This window comes from Nitrospirota bacterium (assembly GCA_040757595.1).
Classification (GTDB): domain Bacteria; phylum Nitrospirota; class Nitrospiria; order Nitrospirales; family Nitrospiraceae; genus JBFLWP01.
This window is the reverse complement of the sequence record JBFLWP010000002.1, coordinates 90,069-106,904: the sequence shown is the minus strand read 5'-3', so window position 1 is coordinate 106,904 and position 16,836 is coordinate 90,069. Positions and strand designations below refer to the sequence as shown.

General features: G+C 65.5%; 17 protein-coding genes. All 17 read right to left on the bottom strand.

Annotated features, from left to right (window positions below; all coding sequences use genetic code 11):
- Positions 1-1,503 carry a methyl-accepting chemotaxis protein gene (locus AB1411_02340; GenBank protein MEW6542430.1) on the bottom strand — a complete coding sequence of 501 codons (1,503 nt, stop codon included), beginning with the start codon at positions 1,501-1,503 and terminating at the stop codon, positions 1-3.
- A gap of 221 nt (positions 1,504-1,724) precedes the next feature.
- Positions 1,725-2,441 carry a DUF3365 domain-containing protein gene (locus tag AB1411_02335; GenBank protein MEW6542429.1) on the bottom strand — a complete coding sequence of 239 codons (717 nt, stop codon included), beginning with the start codon at positions 2,439-2,441 and terminating at the stop codon, positions 1,725-1,727.
- 87 nt (positions 2,442-2,528) lie between these two features.
- Positions 2,529-4,250 carry a methyl-accepting chemotaxis protein gene (locus AB1411_02330; protein ID MEW6542428.1) on the bottom strand — a complete coding sequence of 574 codons (1,722 nt, stop codon included), beginning with the start codon at positions 4,248-4,250 and terminating at the stop codon, positions 2,529-2,531.
- A gap of 82 nt (positions 4,251-4,332) precedes the next feature.
- Complete coding sequence (locus tag AB1411_02325) at positions 4,333-5,397, bottom strand: chemotaxis response regulator protein-glutamate methylesterase (GenBank protein MEW6542427.1); 1,065 nt, start codon at positions 5,395-5,397, stop codon at positions 4,333-4,335.
- A 21-nt stretch (positions 5,398-5,418) separates the two neighbouring features.
- On the bottom strand, positions 5,419-6,360 hold the full coding sequence (locus AB1411_02320; GenBank protein ID MEW6542426.1) for a chemotaxis protein: 942 nt from the start codon (positions 6,358-6,360) through the stop codon (positions 5,419-5,421).
- A gap of 40 nt (positions 6,361-6,400) precedes the next feature.
- Entirely contained in the window at positions 6,401-8,275 is a 1,875-nt protein-coding gene (locus AB1411_02315) for a chemotaxis protein CheA (protein ID MEW6542425.1), read from the bottom strand.
- 29 nt (positions 8,276-8,304) lie between these two features.
- Positions 8,305-8,895, bottom strand: a complete 591-nt coding sequence (locus AB1411_02310; GenBank protein MEW6542424.1) for a protein phosphatase CheZ — start codon at positions 8,893-8,895, stop codon at positions 8,305-8,307.
- 55 nt (positions 8,896-8,950) lie between these two features.
- The gene (locus tag AB1411_02305) at positions 8,951-9,313 is read right to left on the bottom strand and encodes a chemotaxis response regulator CheY (GenBank protein MEW6542423.1); all 363 of its coding nucleotides are present in this window, start codon (positions 9,311-9,313) and stop codon (positions 8,951-8,953) included.
- A 77-nt stretch (positions 9,314-9,390) separates the two neighbouring features.
- On the bottom strand, positions 9,391-10,218 hold the full coding sequence (locus AB1411_02300) for a protein-glutamate O-methyltransferase CheR (protein MEW6542422.1): 828 nt from the start codon (positions 10,216-10,218) through the stop codon (positions 9,391-9,393).
- A gap of 94 nt (positions 10,219-10,312) precedes the next feature.
- On the bottom strand, positions 10,313-10,579 hold the full coding sequence (locus tag AB1411_02295) for a helix-turn-helix domain-containing protein (GenBank protein ID MEW6542421.1): 267 nt from the start codon (positions 10,577-10,579) through the stop codon (positions 10,313-10,315).
- Between the two features lie 69 nt (positions 10,580-10,648).
- The gene (locus AB1411_02290; GenBank protein MEW6542420.1) at positions 10,649-11,281 is read right to left on the bottom strand and encodes a PilZ domain-containing protein; all 633 of its coding nucleotides are present in this window, start codon (positions 11,279-11,281) and stop codon (positions 10,649-10,651) included.
- Position 11,282: 1 nt separating this feature from the next.
- Positions 11,283-12,764 (bottom strand): diguanylate cyclase, encoded by a 1,482-nt coding sequence (locus tag AB1411_02285; GenBank protein MEW6542419.1) that lies wholly within the window; start codon positions 12,762-12,764, stop codon positions 11,283-11,285.
- Between the two features lie 241 nt (positions 12,765-13,005).
- Positions 13,006-13,215, bottom strand: a complete 210-nt coding sequence (locus AB1411_02280) for a hypothetical protein (GenBank protein MEW6542418.1) — start codon at positions 13,213-13,215, stop codon at positions 13,006-13,008.
- 33 nt (positions 13,216-13,248) lie between these two features.
- Complete coding sequence (locus AB1411_02275; GenBank protein MEW6542417.1) at positions 13,249-13,656, bottom strand: hypothetical protein; 408 nt, start codon at positions 13,654-13,656, stop codon at positions 13,249-13,251.
- Between the two features lie 9 nt (positions 13,657-13,665).
- Entirely contained in the window at positions 13,666-13,935 is a 270-nt protein-coding gene (locus tag AB1411_02270) for a hypothetical protein (GenBank protein ID MEW6542416.1), read from the bottom strand.
- A 100-nt stretch (positions 13,936-14,035) separates the two neighbouring features.
- Positions 14,036-14,461, bottom strand: a complete 426-nt coding sequence (gene fliS / locus AB1411_02265; GenBank protein MEW6542415.1) for a flagellar export chaperone FliS — start codon at positions 14,459-14,461, stop codon at positions 14,036-14,038.
- A gap of 54 nt (positions 14,462-14,515) precedes the next feature.
- Entirely contained in the window at positions 14,516-16,825 is a 2,310-nt protein-coding gene (gene fliD, locus AB1411_02260) for a flagellar filament capping protein FliD (protein ID MEW6542414.1), read from the bottom strand.
- Between the last annotated feature and the right edge of the window lie 11 nt (positions 16,826-16,836).

Here is a 16,836-nt window from a genome sequence, read left to right as displayed (position 1 = left end):
TCATCCTCCACGCCGCTTGTCCGCCGAGATCTTGAACCCGCCCACGATGTTTTGCAACTCGGTGGCGAGCAGGCTCAGGTCGTGGCTGGCCTTGGCCGACTCCGCCGCCCCGCTCGCGGATTCCTTCGAGACCTTCGCCACCGTCTCCAGGTCACCGGAGATCTGCTGGGTCGCCACCGACTGCTCCTCCGCCGCCACCGCGATCTGCCGGATCATGTCCGCAGTCTGCGTCACCCGCTCCGCAATCGTCGCCAGCGCCTCGCCGGTCTTGTTCACCAACGAGACGCCGCCCACCACCTTCTGCGTCCCCTCCTCCATCGAGGCCACCGCCCCCTTCGTGTCCTGCTGGATCTGGCGGATCATGTCCCCGATTTCCTTGGTCGCCTTCGTCGTCCGCTCGGCCAGCTTGCGGACCTCGTCGGCCACCACCGCGAACCCGCGGCCCTGCTCCCCGGCCCGGGCCGCCTCGATCGCGGCGTTCAGGGCCAGCAGGTTGGTCTGGTCCGCGATGTCCTCGATCACCCGCACGATCTCGCCGATCTGGTCCGAGGACTTCCCGAGCGCCGAGATGATGGAGGCCGACTGCGTCACCGCCTCGGAGATCTGCTGCATGCCCGAAATGGTCTCGCCGACCACCTCGCGGCCCGTCTTGGCCGTCTGCACGGTCTCCTGCGCCATCGTGGCCGCCTTGCCGGAGTTCTGCGCCACCTCCCCCACCGTCGCGTTCATCTCCTCGACCGCGGTCGCGGTCTGGGCGGTCCGGGAGGTCAGGCTGTCGGCGCCCTTGGCCATCTGCTCCGCCGTCGCGGAGAGCTCCACCGACGCCGAGGCCACCTTGTCGGTCACGTGCGCCACCTTCCCGATCATCGCCTGCAGCTTCGGCACGACCGCGTTGAAGTGCTTGCCGAGCTGCCCCAGTTCATCCTCGCTCGTGACGTCCACCTGGACCGTCAGATCCCCCTGAGAAAGGCGGTCCATGCCGGCCACCATCCGCCTGATCGGAATCAGGAGCCGCCAGGCGAGGATCAGCGAAAAGCCGATCGTGCTGGCCACGACGAGCGCCATGGCCAGCTTCGCGGCGAGCCCCAGTGCGCCCAGCCGCTGCTGCGCCTCCTTGACGAACCCGTCCTCCAAATCCTTCAGCGCGGCGACCAACGCCTCGTCCTGCTTCAGGAACTCCTCCACGAAGGTATTGCCCACCACTCTATCGAACTGGATGTAGGCGTCGGCCATCTTGAGCCCGTGGTCCGCGAACGCGGCCATCGCGCCATCCACGGCCGCCAGCTTGGCCTTCACCTCCGGGGCGCCCGCATAGTGCTCGGCGATCCTTTGCGACTGCTCCTGGTATTGGGCCTGATGCCGTTTCACCGCGTCGAGCGCCGCGACCTGCTGGATCAGGCTGTACTCCCGTAGCCCCAACCGGATCAGGTTGACTTCCAGGCGGAGCGCGGCGGCGTCCTGGGCGGCCTGGGAAGCCCGCACCGCCTCCTGGGCCGAAACCATGTTGAAAACGAGTATCCCGACGATAGGGCAGAGTGCGAGGCCCAGACCGAGCAGGATCTTGGCCCTCAACCCAACCCTCTTGAGAATGGTTGAGTGTCCCTCGATGTCTTCCATGACTGGTCCCTCCCTGCGCGGAGCTTTGGGGAAGAGCCGCGCTCTTCCCCAAAACCTCGGCGTCTATGACCCCGCGCCTGCCCAGCGCCTCCGCCTCGTGCCGGCCTTTATTTGATCGGCACGACCACGCTGATGGCTCCGGCGAGGTCTCCTTCCTTGTACCCTTCCTTCTTCATGCCGGTGATGTCCTTGTCGCCCTTCGGCTCGCCGTGGCAGGCGAGGCAGGACTTGGCCGCGTACTCCGGCGCCATGTATCGGAGCGCCTGTTGCCCGCCGACCGAGGCGGTCTTGACGACCTCCTTGCCCTTGGGATAGCCGGGATCGGAGAACTGTTTCAGGACCTCGGCCTCAAAGTCGTCCGGCTTGTTGCCGGCGAACCGGTACTGGGTGGCGGTCTGCTTCAGCCGGATCCCGGTTTTCTGCCCGAACTTCTCCCCTGCCTTTCGGCCCCAGAGGGCCGGGAGGAATCCCTTGAAGCCCATGCCCTGCTTGTTGATGAGCGCCTGCGACTCCCCGACGACCTGCTTGCCGGCATCCACGAGGGCGGCCACGGCCGGAGACTTCGGCATGTCGCTCTTGTTCATCTCCTTGTACTTCTCCGCCCACTTCTTCTCGAAGTAGTCGGGCGTGAAGCCCTTGTCGCCCTTGCCGGCGTCGTTGATCGTTTGCTGGTGGTCCGAGACGACCGCGCGTCCGGCCTTCAGCACCTTGACGAGCATCTCGGCGGTCTTGGCTTCGTCCCCCGCATAGGCCGGCAGTGCGAACGACAGCAGCCCTCCCGCGACGAGGCCGATCACGTAATGCACCACTCGCACAGTCTTCATGGCACCCTCCCTGGTTGTGGGAATCGAGCCGATTCCCGTTGCGCCCCTCCTGCCCTGCAACGCGCGTGTTGAGGCCCTGATAGAAGCTTAGTATCTCGGGCCCCCGCCTTTCCTTTCGGCGGAAGCAATCTTGAACCCGCCCACGATGTTTTGCAACTCGGTGGCGAGCAGGCTCAGGTCGTGGCTGGCCTTGGCCGACTCCGCCGCCCCGCTCGCGGATTCCTTCGAGACCTTCGCCACCGTCTCCAGGTCACCGGAGATCTGCTGGGTCGCCACCGACTGCTCCTCCGCCGCCACCGCGATCTGCCGGATCATGTCCGCAGTCTGCGTCACCCGCTCCGCAATCGTCGCCAGCGCCTCGCCGGTCTTGTTCACCAACGAGACGCCGCCCACCACCTTCTGCGTCCCCTCCTCCATCGAGGCCACCGCCCCCTTCGTGTCCTGCTGGATCTGGCGGATCATGTCCCCGATTTCCTTGGTCGCCTTCGTCGTCCGCTCGGCCAGCTTGCGGACCTCGTCGGCCACCACCGCGAACCCGCGGCCCTGCTCCCCGGCCCGGGCCGCCTCGATCGCGGCGTTCAGGGCCAGCAGGTTGGTCTGGTCCGCGATGTCCTCGATCACCCGCACGATCTCGCCGATCTGGTCCGAGGACTTCCCGAGCGCCGAGATGATGGAGGCCGACTGCGTCACCGCCTCGGAGATCTGCTGCATGCCCGAAATGGTCTCGCCGACCACCTCGCGGCCCGTCTTGGCCGTCTGCACGGTCTCCTGCGCCATCGTGGCCGCCTTGCCGGAGTTCTGCGCCACCTCCCCCACCGTCGCGTTCATCTCCTCGACCGCGGTCGCGGTCTGGGCGGTCCGGGAGGTCAGGCTGTCGGCGCCCTTGGCCATCTGCTCCGCCGTCGCGGAGAGCTCCACCGACGCCGAGGCCACCTTGTCGGTCACGTGCGCCACCTTCCCGATCATCGCCTGCAGCTTTTCGATGAAGACGTTGAACCAGCCGCCGAGCTCCGCGATCTCGTCCCGTCCGTTCACCGGCACCCGCTTGGTCAGGTCGCCCTCCCCTTCGGCGATGTCGCGGGAGATCGAGGTCATGGCCGCCAGCGGTCTGATGATCAGGATCCTGAGCAGCACGTAAATGGTGAGGAGCGTGGCCAGGACCACAGCCACGATCGTCAGGCTCGTCCGCTGCATGGACGCGTTGGAGGCGGCCTTGATGTCGTTCACGGGCAGCGAAATCGACAGCACGCCCAGCACGTCGCCGAGTTGCTTGCCCTGGTGGCAGCCGATGCAGGCCGCGATCGTCGCCTTGTCCGCGGTCGCCCGGCGGAACGTCAGCTTGTCGCCGGACTCCTCGGTCCTCTCGTAGGAATCGGCCCCGCCCATGATCGCCTTGACGGCGTCGGCTTCGAAGGCGTCTTTCGGCAAGTTGGCGGGGTTCAGCGGCGTGGCGCTGACCAGCCGCGCGACGAAGATCCCCTTCTGCCCCAGTTCCTCGCTGATCTCTCTCGTGGCCGTGGCCGGGAGCGGAATGGCCTGGGCGTTCTCCAGGTGATCCTTGGTGACGACGATGTCGGCGCCGACTTTCGAGCCTTTGATCTTCGCCACGTAGTTCTTCGCGATGTAGGCCCGGGTGACCTCGACCTGGGCCTGGATGACCTTGGCCCGGCCTTCGAGCATCATCATGATCTTGCCCTGTTCCTGCTGGTACACGAAGTACAGCCCGGCCCCGGTCACGATCGCCGCGCTGGCGACGACCATCAGCAGAAACTTGGGCCCGATTCGCATCTTGTTCAACTGAGACCACATACGCTCCTCCTCCGTGAGTAAAACAGGCTCGGCGCGTGTCCCGCCGGCACCCTTGCCTGGTTGAATGCGCGTTGACGTTGGCTCAGATCATGTTCACGATTTCGCCGGCGATGTGGGGCAGCGGGACGACCTTGTCGGCGTACCCGCCGTCCACGACCGCCTTGGGCATTCCGTAGACCACGCAACTCGCCTCGTCCTGGGCCACCGTCCTCCCGTTGGCCCGCTTGATGGCCTTCATCCCCTCCAGGCCGTCGTGGCCCATGCCGGTCAGGATCACCCCGATTCCGCGACCGGGATAGACCTCGGCCACCGATTGCATCAAGATGTCCACCGAGGGGGTGTGGAGCAATCCTTCGACGTTGGGGGAGAGCTTCACTTCCACCTCGAGCGCCCCTTTCCGCGCCACGCGCATCTGCAGCCCGCCCGGTGCGACCAGGGCCACGCCGCTCGTGACCAAGTCGCCGTCCGCCGCCTCCCGCACCTCGACCTGGCAGAGCTGGTTCATCCGCTCTGCAAAAGGCTTCGTGAAGTATTTCGGCATGTGCTGCACGATCAGGACCCCGGCGGGAAAGTCCTTGGGAAACCGGGGCAGGAGCTCCTGGAGCGCTTTGGGTCCTCCGGTGGAGCATCCGATCGCCACGACTTTGGAGCCCCGCGTGGCATTCACGGTCGCCGCGCTGAGCGCGAGCGGCGGGACGCTGCGCAGGACGCCGTTCCGGGGCCGACTGATCTTTCCCGCCGTTCCGGCGGCCGCAATCACTTTCCCGATCAATTCCTGCTGGATTGCGGTGATGTTCGTCGAGACTCCGTCCAGTTGCTTCGAGATGTAGTCCACGGCCCCCAGATCGAGCGCGGTGAGCGTCTCCTGTGCCCCCTCCTCGGTCAGAGAGCTGACCATGATGACGGGGAGCGGCCGGATCTCCATGATCTTCCGGAGCGCTTCCAGCCCGTTCATGCCCGGCATCTCCACGTCGAGCGTCATGACGTCGGGATGGAGCTCGGCCACCTTTTGGATGGCCTCCTCTCCGTTGCGCGCCGTTTCGACGACGGCGAGCCGCGGGTCGCTGGCCAGCATGCTGCAGATGGCCTTCCGCATGAACGCCGAGTCGTCCACGACCAGGACTCTGATCGGTGCTGCCGTACCCACGATGGCGGCTCCTTCCGTCGCTCAACAGTAGCGCAGGATCGTCTCCCGCAGGACCTTGGGGTCGAACTTGGTCACGTAGTCGGTCGCGCCGACTCCCTTCCCCTTCTGGACGTTGCAGGTGCCCGTGAGGGACGAATGGAGGACGACGGGAACGTTGGCAAACCTCGGGTCCGACCGGATCTGTCTCGTGAGGGTGAATCCGTCCATGTCGGGCATCTCGATGTCGCTCAACACCAACTGGACTTCGTCCCGGATCGCCCGGCCCTCCATCGAGGCCTTCTCCGCCAGCGCCTGGAGCTGCTCCCACGCCTCGCGCCCGGTGGTGGCCTGGAGGTAGTCCATGCCCAATCGCTCGAGCGTCTTGCGGATCTGGGTCCGCGCGACCAGCGAATCGTCCGCGAAGAGCACGCGCTTGGTTTTCAATCCGGTCTCGACCTGGACTCCCGCGAACACTTCGTCGTCGGACCTGGGGGAGATGTCCGCCAGAACCTTCTCGACGTCCAAAATGAGCACCATGCGCCCGTCGTCAAGCATCGTGACGGCGGTCACGGCGCCCCCCTTGGCCGAATCCCGGACGAGGGCCGGAGGCGGCTTGACCTGCGACCAGGAGATGCGCAGGATGCGGTCCACCCCCGCCACGTGGAACGCCTGCAGGCTCATGTTGTATTCGGTGATGATCAGGTTCCCGCTCCCCCCTGCCTGGGAAGCTTCGATCTCCCCGATCCCCAGCATCTGCTTCAGGCCGACGACCGGCACGGTCGTCCCCCGGATGTTGGCCACCCCTTCGATGCGGGGGTCGGCCTCGGGCACCCGGGTCAGCGTCGGCAGCTTCATGACCTCGCGGACCTTGAAGACGTTGATCCCGAAGACCTCGTCGGTCCCGATGTGGAACAGGAGCAACTCCATCTGGTTGGCCCCGGCGAGCCTGGTCCGCGCATCCACTTCCTTGATCAAGGTCGACATCTTGGCCTCCGCTAACTGTTTACGCGTCACGTTTCACGGCTCATGCGGTCGCCCCGGCCGCCCATCCCATTCTGGCGCTCTCCACCAGCTCCGCGATGTCCAGGATCAGAACTACCTTGCCTTCCCCGGTGATCGTCGCGCCGGCGATCCCCTTGATCTCGGCCATGTAGTCCCCCATCGACTTGATCACGACCTCCTCCTGGGAGCGGAGCCGGTCCACGATCACGCCCACCTGCTTGTCGCCCAGACCCGCCACCACGACGTAGAAAATTTCCTGCTGATTGTCCGACGGGATGCAGAACTCCTCGGCCAGGCGGAACAGCGGCAGCACGCGCTCGCGCAGGTTCAAGACCTCGCGCCCGTTGATCGCCTTGATGTCCGACCTCGTGATCTTGACGGCCTCGATGACCGACCCGAGCGGGATCGCGAACGTGGCCCGCTCGACCTCGACGAGCAGGGCCTGGATGATCGCGATCGTGAGCGGCAGCTTGATCGTGATCACGCTGCCCTTCCCGGGTTGCGACTCGATTTCCACCGTGCCGTTGATGCGCCGGATGTTGGTACGGACGACGTCCATGCCGACGCCCCGTCCCGAGACGTCGGTGACCTGGTCGGCCGTGCTGAAGCCGGGCAAGAAGATCAGGTTCATGATCTCCTTGGGCTCCATGACGGCGAGTTCGGCCGGCGACACGAGTCCCTTGGACTGGGCCTTGGCCTTGATCTTCTCGATCTGCAGCCCGCGTCCGTCGTCTTCGATCCGGATCACGATGCTGTTGCCTTCCTGACAGGCCACCAGGCGCACGACGCCTTCCACCGGTTTGCCGGACTTGTGGCGGTCGGCCACCGATTCGATCCCGTGGTCCACCGCGTTCCGCACGAGGTGGACGAGCGGATCGCCGATTTCGTCCGCGACCGACTTGTCGAGTTCCGTGTCCTCGCCCTGCACCTCCAGCCGAACCTGTTTGCCGAGTTTCTGCGACAGGTCGCGCACCATGCGCGGGAATTTTCCCAGCACTTTCCGGATCGGCAGCATGCGGGTCTTCATCACGGCCAACTGGAGGTCGGTCGTCACCAGGTTGAGCTGCGCGAGGGTTTCGCCCAGCTCCCGGACGAGCGGATCGTTTTCGTGGGCCTGCTCGATGCCGGTCCCGATCTTCATCAGGCGATTCCGGCCCAGCACGAGCTCGCCGACCAGGTTCATCACGGAATCCAACCGGCGCGTCTCCACCCTGACGGTCTGGTCCTCCTCCCCTTTGGCCGGCTTGCCCTGCTTCTCCTGCTTCTGCAGCGCGGCTTCGAGCGTTCTCTCGGTGATGGCCGCCGACTGGACCAGGATCTCCCCCAGGGGCGGTTTGCGCTCCTGCCGATCCAGCGCCTCGATGACCTGCTCCTTGGTGACCGCCCCTTCGTTGATGAGAATTTCCCCCAACTTGGAAGGGACGGGCTCGGACTCTGCCGGGGCCTCGGAAGCGGGTGCGGGCTGAGCCGGCTCCGCCGGCGCGTGCGCCTGGGCGCCGCCCGCCGGCCGTCCGGCCAGCACTTGATCCAGCTTCTGGGACATGGCCTCGGTTTCGGTGTGCTCGTCGGTGCCGGACTCCCGGATGTCCTGCATGAGGAGCTTGACGACGTCGACCGCCTCGAGGATCACGGTGATCACTTCTGGCGTCACCGCCATGTCGCCCTGACGCAGCTTGTTCAGGATGTTCTCGGCCCGATGGGTCACGTCCACGAGCCGGGCGAACCCGAGGAAGCCGGCCGACCCCTTCATGCTGTGCATCGCCCGGAAGATTTCGTTCAGCAAGTCGGTGTTGGTCGGATCCGCCTCCAGGCTGATGAAGCGCTGATCGAGCAGTTCGATCATCTCCTGGGCTTCCGCCAGGAAGTCGTTGCGGATTTCCGCCATTTCATCGTTCATGGCCGTGCCTCCAGCCGGACGCCTCAAGACTAGTGACGTCCGAATTGACCGAGTATCTGGTCCACGAGATCCTGGTTCTGGGCGCTTGTCTTGGATGCGTCGAGCTGCCGCAGCATTTCGTCGGCGGACGTCGTCCCCCGTTGCCCCGGTCCGGTTTGATACCCCCCGAACACGACGACCATTTCCAGCAGCCGGCGTTGGACGTCGTCCAGAATCGTCATGATCTTCTTGATGCGCTGACCGGCCAGATCCTGGAACGACAGCGCGGTCATGATGTCGAGGAGCCGCTTGTCGTCCTGTACGAGCATGTCTTTGATCTTTCCGACCTGCTCGACGTAGCCCTTGCCGCGCTTGGCGCCGGCGAGCGCGCTCCCAAGCGCATCGAGCGCCGTCGCGACGCTGGCGTGGGTGCCCTGGATCTCCTCGGCCAGCTCCATGACCCGGTGCGTGCCCTCCTCGGTCATCCGGATCAGGTCGGAGAGGTGCTTCGAGGCCTGGGGCAACTGCCCGGCCGACATCTGGGCGGGCATGTCGAGTTTGGAAAGCTTCTGAACCGTCTCGTCGATGTACCGGCTGACCTCGACGATGCGGTGGAAAAGCCCCTGGTCCAGATCGCTCACAACAGCCTCCTTTCAACCGACAACCCGTTCTCCTTGGGAAACCGCCTGACGCCCATCAGTTGAAGATCTTGTTCAGCTTCTCCTGGAGCGACTCGGCGGTGAACGGCTTCACGATATAGTTGCTGACGCCGGCCTGCACCGCCTCGACGATGTTTTCTTTCTGCGCTTCGGCGGTGACCATCAGGACCGGAATGTGCTTCAGCGACTCGTCGGCTCGGATCGCGCGGAGCATGTCAATCCCGGTCATCACGGGCATGTTCCAGTCCGAGACGACCAGCCCGAAGGATTCGCCTTTGAGCTTGTCCAGGGCCTCCTTGCCGTTCTCGGCCTCCTCGATGTTCGCGTACCCGAGCTGCTTGAGGATGTTCTTGACGATGCGCCGCATCGTGGACATGTCGTCCACGACCATCACTTTCATGGTCAGATCAGCCGGCATTGCCCATCCCTCCTTCTGACGTGATATGCCGCCCGCTCTCCGGATCGCGGGCGGGTCTCTCAGACCCTCTGGTAGACCACCGACCGGTGCCCCTGGATAAGCTTGAAACAGTCGGACACGCGGTGCAGCGTCTCGGAGAACCCGATGACGAGGTGCCCGCCCGGTCTGAGGCAGTCATGAAACTCCTTGACGATCTTTCGCCTGGCTTTGTCGTCGAAGTAAATCAGGCAGTTCCGGCAGAAGATCACGTCCATGCCGCGGATCAGCTTCATCCGCGCGGCGTCGTACAGGTTGAGGTTGATGAACTTCACCAACCGTTTGACGGGCTCCGCGATCGCGTACTGCCCGCCCTCTTCCCGGAAGTACTTCCTCAGGAGAGCCGGAGGGACGTTGCGCACGGCGTACCGGCCGTAGATCCCACGGCGCGCGGCGGCCAGGTTCGCCTCGCTGATGTCGCTGCCCAGAATCTCGATCGTCCACTTGGCGAGGGCCGGTTGCTCCAGGAGCATGATCGCGAGCGTGTACGGCTCGTCGCCGGTGGAGCAGGCCGCGCTCCAGATGCGCAATTGCTGGCTCCCCCCGTTGGCGGTCATGGCGGCCGGCACGATCACGTCGGTGAAGACCTGCAACTGGGGCAGGTCTCGGTAGAAGAACGTCTCGTTGGTGGTGACCAGGTCGTAGAGGGTCGTCAGCTCCCGATCCCTGTAGGCGTCGAATCGGAGCAGGTTGTAGTAATCCTCGTACGAACTGCAGTTCCGCTCCTTGAGGCGGCCCAGCAGGCGTCCCTCCAGGACATATCGTTTGTTGTCCTGAAAGAAGATGCCGGTCTGCTCGTAGATCAGGTTCCTGATCTCTTTGAAGGTCGTCGTGTTCAACTCCATCCCCATGCATGACACCTGCTGTGACGCTGGACTGGCCGTGCGGGGACGCCGCCGGGCCGGCCCGCTCACGTCGTTTCACCTGTCGGGCCGCCGCCGGCGGTCAGCGGACGCCTGAAGCGACGGCGCGAGGGTGCTCGATTCCCTGGCTCGACCGGTCGTGCATCCACTCCTGGATATCCCGTCGGAGGAAGCGCCAGTGCTTCCCGATCTTGGACGCAGGCAGCTCGCCCAGCCGGGCCAGCTTGTAGACCGTCGACTTGGGGACTCGGAGAAACTGGGCCACCTCGATGACCGTCAGGATGTCGGATTCCTGGTGCGGGGGGCCGTCGTGAATCGCCGCGGTTGTTGTCGGTAGTGTGTTGTTCATGACATCCCAGTTATCGGTTGAAGGGGGGAAAACTTGAGGGCGGGGCGGGTCCTCCGGTCGTCGCCGGCCTCACGGGTCCCCCGGCCTCATCCCTGGGTAGGCGGCGTTCCGGTTCCTGGCGCGAAGGCGCTCGGCCTGCAGGTTGATGATGTGGCGGATTAGCCGCTCCCGATCCTCGGACGTAATCGTGGTGAAGCGGGCCGCCACCGTGCAGCGCGTCCCCTTCGGGGTGGCCCGCACCACCTCGGCCTGGGTCCTGATGGGGGTGAAGGGCGGGAGGATGATCCGCAGCTCGATCAATTCCCCCGGGTTGAGCTGGTGCGTCGCTTCAAAGCAGATGCCCCCGCCGCTGATGTTCACGTCGGTCAAGTGCGGGATCGCCAGTCCCCCCGGGCTGAGACGCGCCACGGCCTGGAGCACCAGCTCCAGCGCCCAATCAATCTTCATCAGCCAGGGGACCAGGAGGGCTTCGGCCTCGTTCCCCTGCGAGCGGGCCAGCAGGTCCGAGGTGGGCCTCGCGATGAAGGCCTTGATCGCTTCCTGGATGCCCTGGGCCGGCTCGCCCGTGTGCCCGCTGGCCGTCTCCCCGTTCAGCCAGTACTCCAGCATCACCTGATCGTCGATGCGCAGCAACTCTCGCCGGTCGTCGCTGCTGACGGGGCTCCGGCCCTTCCAGTCCGTGGCGGTTGGATTCCCTCTCACGTCAACACCTCGCTCCGGCGTTTCCGACGCCGGCGTTTTCGGCGTGGTACAGGGCCGTGCGGGCCGCCGCCTCCCCGTCCACCCGGCTCACTTCGATACGATTGCGGCCCAGCGCCTTGGCCTGATACAGCGCGGCGTCGGCCGTGGACACCAACTCGTCGACGGTCGCGATGTGCGGATCCGGAACCTGGGCCAGCCCCATGCTGGCCGTGAGGCCGACACGGGCGCCGTTCACGAGGAACCGGTACTGTTCGATCCGTTCCCTGATGCGGTTGGCGAGGATGGCCGCCTGCGTCACGTCGGTCCGCGGCAGGATGATGGCAAACTCCTCTCCCCCGAAGCGGGTCAGCACGTCCACGGCCCTGATGGCCTGTCCGATCACTGTGGCCACCTCCCGGAGCAGGCGGTCCCCGATCGGGTGACCGAACTGGTCGTTGACCCCCTTGAAATGATCGACGTCCGCCATGATGAGGCAGAGCGGGGTGCGGTACCGCTCGGCCTCCCGGAACTCGCGCGCGAGGATGTTGGCAAAGGCGCGCCGGTTCAACAGGTTGGTGAGCCCGTCGGTCATGGCCAGGGTCTGGACGTGGCAGTGCGCCTCGGCGTTGCGCAGCGCCAGAGCGACCGAGGTCGTGATCGCCTTGATGAACTCGACCTGCGCTCCGTCGAAAGGCCGCCCCCGCTCCCGCTGGAGGCGCATCAATCCCACCCGTTCCTTCGCGGCCATGAGCGGGAGGTCGAGGACGTGGCCGGAGGATCCGGGGGTTGGGTCGCCGGAGCACCCCGTCGATGCCTCGGCCAGCAGCAACGCCGTCGTCTGTTCGACCACCTGCTGGTCCCGGATGGCCGGGGCCTCCACCCACACCCGCTGGGGCTGGAGCCAGAGGATGCCGAGCAGTTGGATGTCGAGGACCTGGCGGAGTTTGGCTCCCACCGTGCGCACGATCTCGTCCGGATCGAGCGTGCCGGCGATGGTCTGGATGAGGTCGTTCAAGGCTACGAGGTTGCGATTCCACTGTCTGAGACTGTCCCGCTCCTGTGCGAGATCGTGGTTGGCGGTCCGGAGCTGCTCGGACAGTTCGCGGACCTGGATGAAGGAGCGTCGGGTCTCGAGCCCCTGCCGCAAGGATTGCTTGAGCCGGTCGGTCTGGATCGGGATCGTCAAGTAATCGAAGGCTCCGGCCCGCAGCAGGTCCGCGGTCCGCTCCGCCCCATGGTCCGGCCCGACCAGAATCAGACAGGCGTCGGTTTGCCGCTCGCGCAACTGACCGAGCAGGCGCATGGTGGAGGCACCGGTGCCTTGGACGTGACAGATCAACGCTTCGGCCGGGCAACGGTCCGCTTGCCCCAGCGCCTGCGCGATCGTTCGCGCGGTCCGAACTTCGTAGCCGGCCTCGGCAGCCTGCCGGCGGAGCAGTTGGCGCGTCAACGCCAACTTGCCGACCACGAGAACTTGCGCCTGCTGCTCCACGGTGTCGCCCACGGTGCCTCCCTCCGCGCTCCTTACGTAGGCAGGTTGTGCCCGACGCGAGGAAATCCGGCAAGGAGCGTGCCAGCGCGCTGGGCGGAAAATGGCGGGGGATGGCTGGCCTTACCGAGGGGATATTAGGGGAACCGGGACTACCGCTTGTCCAGTGGACCGCAGGCCCGGCCAGGGGCCTGCAACTTTTGCCTAGTCCTTTCCCGATCCTGCCCGGTTTCCGGACGGGTACGCGCTCGGCGGCCTACCGGACCGGGGGAGAATCATGGACGTCGTCCCGGCCCTCCGCGTCACGGCGGGCATGCTGAAGCCCTCGTGCCTCGAGGGAGATGGAGACCCGGTCCTCCGGATCCGCGGTTTTCGCACGGGACTTCACCGGGTCCGGCTGGTCCAGATTCAGCACCCGCTGATACGTCCGCACCAGATTGTGGATGTCGCTGAACTGGATGCTCATGACCGTTCCCTCTGCCCGCTCGCGCCGGGCGGGTCAGGCCCTCGTGCTGAGCCACCCGTCTGGCTCGCCGGTCGCTCCGGCGTATCCGGCCAGGGTCGCCACTTCCCTGCTCAGAACGCCTAGCTCGCCCTGCGTCTGCTCCAACCAGCGGGCGAGGCGGTTCTGGTTTCGCGTGATGCCTGCGAGCGCCTCGCGCGCCAGCCGGTTGAGCTCGACGAGCCGGATGGCCAACCCCGTGTCGGATCCGGTCGTCCCGGCCGATTGCTCGAGACGCGTGCTGGCCAGGCGGATCGTTTCGAGCAGGGGCCCGGAATCCCGGCTCGCCGCCTCGACGGCCGTGAGGTCCTGCCGATCCAGTGCCAGCGCGCTCCGTTCCAGCAGGGCGATGAGGTGCCGGTACTGAGTTTCCAGATCGGCCATGTCGGCGGACAGCGTTTCCATCGCCCGTCCCTACCGCGCCGCCCCGGATCGGGCCGCGTCCCTGCTGCGCAGCTCGTCCAGAATCCGCTCGACGTCTTCGATCCGGTCCACGCGCCGTTCCCGATAACCCCGCACCAGCTCGTGCTGCAGGGTTCCACAGAGCCCTTCAAACCCGATCTCTCCGCTGAGAGAGCGACGGAGCTCCCCCAGCACCGCCAGCGCCCGATGCAGGGCGATGCCGGTCGCCAGGTGATTCCGCTTTCCCATCTCCTCGGAAGCCTGCCGGATCAGGTGGATCATGTGATCGAGCCGGTCTGCGTGACCGTTCAACGCATTCGCCGGGGGCTTGGTTGCCGCAGCCGTGGCCACGCTTTCCCCTTGGGTCTCCATCGAATTATCCCTACGCCGTCACCGGTTGCGATCGGCCCACCGGCAATCCCCGGTCGGCTGACGGAGAGGATTGGGCCAGGCCGCGCCAGCCCTGCTGCAGCTCCTCCAGGAGCCGAACGACCTCCAGGATCAGCCGGTCGTCGTTCTCCTGGTTCGCCCTCGTCAACCGCTCGAGCATGTAGGTGTAGAGCGCGTTGAGCTTCGCCGCGATTTCGCCGCCCCGGTCCTTGTCGAGCACGGCCTGCAACTCCGTGATGATGTCCACCGCCTGGCAGAGGGCCTGGCACTTCTCCCGGACCCTGCGGTCGTGCAGGTGGGCCGCGGCCGTCTTGAGGAGCAGGATGGCCTTGTCGTACAGGAGCACGACGAGCTCGACCGGCGAGGCGTGCTGGACCTGGTTTTGGCGGTAGGATTGGATCTGCTGTGTCGCGAGCATGAATGTCTCCTTCCTCCGGCAAGCAGCGAGCCGCTCCGAGCGCATGCCTCCTCGCTACTTCTTGCTGATGATGGTCGCCAAGTTCTGCAGCCCGGCGAGCGCGCTGGTAAGGCTCTGGCTCTGGGTCTGGTACTGCCCGAGCAAGGTCTCCAGCCGTGCAAACTGCTCCCGCAGCGCCGCCTCCTTGCGGATGAGTTCCGTTGCTTTCCTGGTTATGTCCTTGTCAATCTGGGCTATGGATTCCCCCAGCCCGTTGACGCGGGTCTGGATCGTGCCCGTGGATTTGACCGCCGACTCCAGCAGGTCGGCCATCCGGTCCGCGATCCCGGAGGATACCGTCACGGTGCCGTAGGACCCGACCGCGGTGACCGGAGCCTTGATCTTCAACCCGCTTTCGCCGAACCCCGAATCGCTCGTGAGCACCTCGCCCACCCCCGTGGCCGGGTGGCTGTTGATCCGTCCGGCTACGTCCACGCCGGTCGAGGTCAGGGTCGTCGTGCCGATCCCGGACTGATTGGCGGCGGCCACGTTGGAAAACGCGACGAGCTTGTAGTCGTCTCCGTAGTTGGTGGCGGTGATCTTGAGCGTGCCGCTGCTGTTGGATGCGCTGGCGGCGATGCCGTCCGTGGCGAACGCGCTGTTCAAGCCGTTCACGATGTCGCTGATCTTGCTGCCGGCCGCGAAGGAGACGCTGGTCGCGATCGGGGTGTCGGTGGCCGAGGTCGCGTTGGAGTAGAGGCTCACCGTGATCGTCTCGGCGGACGTGATGCCCGCGTCCGGCACGGCGGAGCCGGCGGTGATCGTGGCCTTCGTCGGCACCGTGGTCACCTCGATCGAATAGGTGCCGGGCTGAGTCGAACCGGTCTTGCTCACGTATTCGATCGTGGAGTGGCTGGGCACGCCGAGGCCGATGAACAGGCGCGTGACGTCCCGGAGGCTCTTGGCCACGGCCGCGTCGAACTTGGTTTCGTCCAGCGTCAACTGTCCCGTGTTCTTGTTGGACGTGATCCCGACCTTGCTCAGGCTGTTGATGTCGGTGCTGGCCCCCGGCACCGCGGAGGTGATCAGGGTTTGCATCCGCCGCTGGAGGCTCAGCGCGGTGCTATCGGCCAGGAGCGGCTTGGGTTTGGGGTTCTTGGGATCGTAGGACAGTTGGTCGTTCAGGTACTTGAGCGCTTCGTTGTACGCGGACACGAACTCCTTGACCCTGGCTTTGATGTCGGAGGAGTCCGCGGTCACGCCGACCGTGATCGTCTCGCTGCTGTCGGCTTTCAGAAGGCTCAACGTGACGCCCTGGATGGCGTCCGCGATCGTGTTGCTGGTTTTGGAGAAGGTCAGGTTCCCGACCTGAATCACCGCGTCCTGCGCCGACTGGAGCGTGGGATTGAACACGTCCACGGTGAACGTGTCGTCGGCCGCCAGGGTTCCGCTCCCGAACGCGATCTGCACCCCCTCGTTCGTCGAGTTGGAGGAGGCGGCCCCGTCCACGTAGTTCGTCAGGCTCCCCTGAGTCGTGATCGCGTTCGATCCCGTGTAGGCGGCGCCGTTGGCCCCGAGCCAGTTGATCCCGCCGTCCGTCGAGTACTTGTACGTGGCGGCGCCAGCGGCGCCGGCCGTCACGATCTTGACCAGGAAGGTCTTGTTCGTGGTGCCCGTGTAGTTGTTGCCCGAGTTCGAGGACACGGTCCCGGTGAAGCTGTTCGTGGTGGCGGCGTAGGCTGCCTCGACCTGTTTGTTCGTGAAATCCAGGGTCGTGGGGTTGCTGGAGATCGTGATCGTGTTCGCGGCGCCGGCGTTCTTGGCCGTGAGCACGAGCCGGTACGGGTTCGACCCGGAACCGTCGCTGATGATGGAGGCCGTCGCGTCTCCGTCGGCGGCGTTGATCAGATCGCGGAGCTGCACGAGCGTGGTGGACGTGGTGACCGAGACGCTGGTCGTCTTGCCGGCGGCGCCGACCTTGAACGTGAGGGTGCCGTCGCTGCTCGCCACGGCGGTCGTGCTCTGGTCCACAAATCCCTGGGAGGCCAGCGAGTGCGTCTGCGCGAGCTGGTTGACCTTCACCTGATACTGGCCCGGCACGGCCGTGCGGTCAACCTGGGCCGTCAACAATTCGACGCCGGTGGAGGATTTAGTTGCCGAGACCTTGTTGTTGTTGAAGTTCGCCAGCGCGGACAGGGCGCTGGCCTTGCCGCGCAGCGAGCTGAGCTGGATGCTCAGGTTGCTCAACTCGGCGCTTTTCGCCTGGAAATCCGCCTTCTTCTCCTCAAGGAGCGCGATCGGGCGTCGCTCGATCTGCAAGAGGTTCGCGATCAGGTCGTCGAACTTGATTCCCGAAACCAGCCCCGCCGAAGAGGTGATGCCCATGCTTGCTCCTA

Excerpts from the sequence above, each read along its gene's own strand:
- AB1411_02340 (MEW6542430.1), bottom strand. The coding sequence starts at position 1,503 with ATGGTTTCGGCCCAGGAGGCGGTGCGGGCTTCCCAGGCCGCCCAGGAC.
- AB1411_02335 (MEW6542429.1), bottom strand. The coding sequence starts at position 2,441 with ATGAAGACTGTGCGAGTGGTGCATTACGTGATCGGCCTCGTCGCGGGA.
- AB1411_02330 (MEW6542428.1), bottom strand. The coding sequence starts at position 4,250 with ATGTGGTCTCAGTTGAACAAGATGCGAATCGGGCCCAAGTTTCTGCTG.
- AB1411_02320 (MEW6542426.1), bottom strand. The coding sequence starts at position 6,360 with ATGTCGACCTTGATCAAGGAAGTGGATGCGCGGACCAGGCTCGCCGGG.
- AB1411_02315 (MEW6542425.1), bottom strand. The coding sequence starts at position 8,275 with ATGAACGATGAAATGGCGGAAATCCGCAACGACTTCCTGGCGGAAGCC.
- AB1411_02305 (MEW6542423.1), bottom strand. The coding sequence starts at position 9,313 with ATGAAAGTGATGGTCGTGGACGACATGTCCACGATGCGGCGCATCGTC.
- AB1411_02300 (MEW6542422.1), bottom strand. The coding sequence starts at position 10,218 with ATGGGGATGGAGTTGAACACGACGACCTTCAAAGAGATCAGGAACCTG.
- AB1411_02295 (MEW6542421.1), bottom strand. The coding sequence starts at position 10,579 with ATGAACAACACACTACCGACAACAACCGCGGCGATTCACGACGGCCCC.
- AB1411_02280 (MEW6542418.1), bottom strand. The coding sequence starts at position 13,215 with ATGAGCATCCAGTTCAGCGACATCCACAATCTGGTGCGGACGTATCAG.
- AB1411_02275 (MEW6542417.1), bottom strand. The coding sequence starts at position 13,656 with ATGGAAACGCTGTCCGCCGACATGGCCGATCTGGAAACTCAGTACCGG.
- AB1411_02270 (MEW6542416.1), bottom strand. The coding sequence starts at position 13,935 with ATGATCCACCTGATCCGGCAGGCTTCCGAGGAGATGGGAAAGCGGAAT.
- fliS (MEW6542415.1), bottom strand. The coding sequence starts at position 14,461 with ATGCTCGCGACACAGCAGATCCAATCCTACCGCCAAAACCAGGTCCAG.
- fliD (MEW6542414.1), bottom strand. The coding sequence starts at position 16,825 with ATGGGCATCACCTCTTCGGCGGGGCTGGTTTCGGGAATCAAGTTCGAC.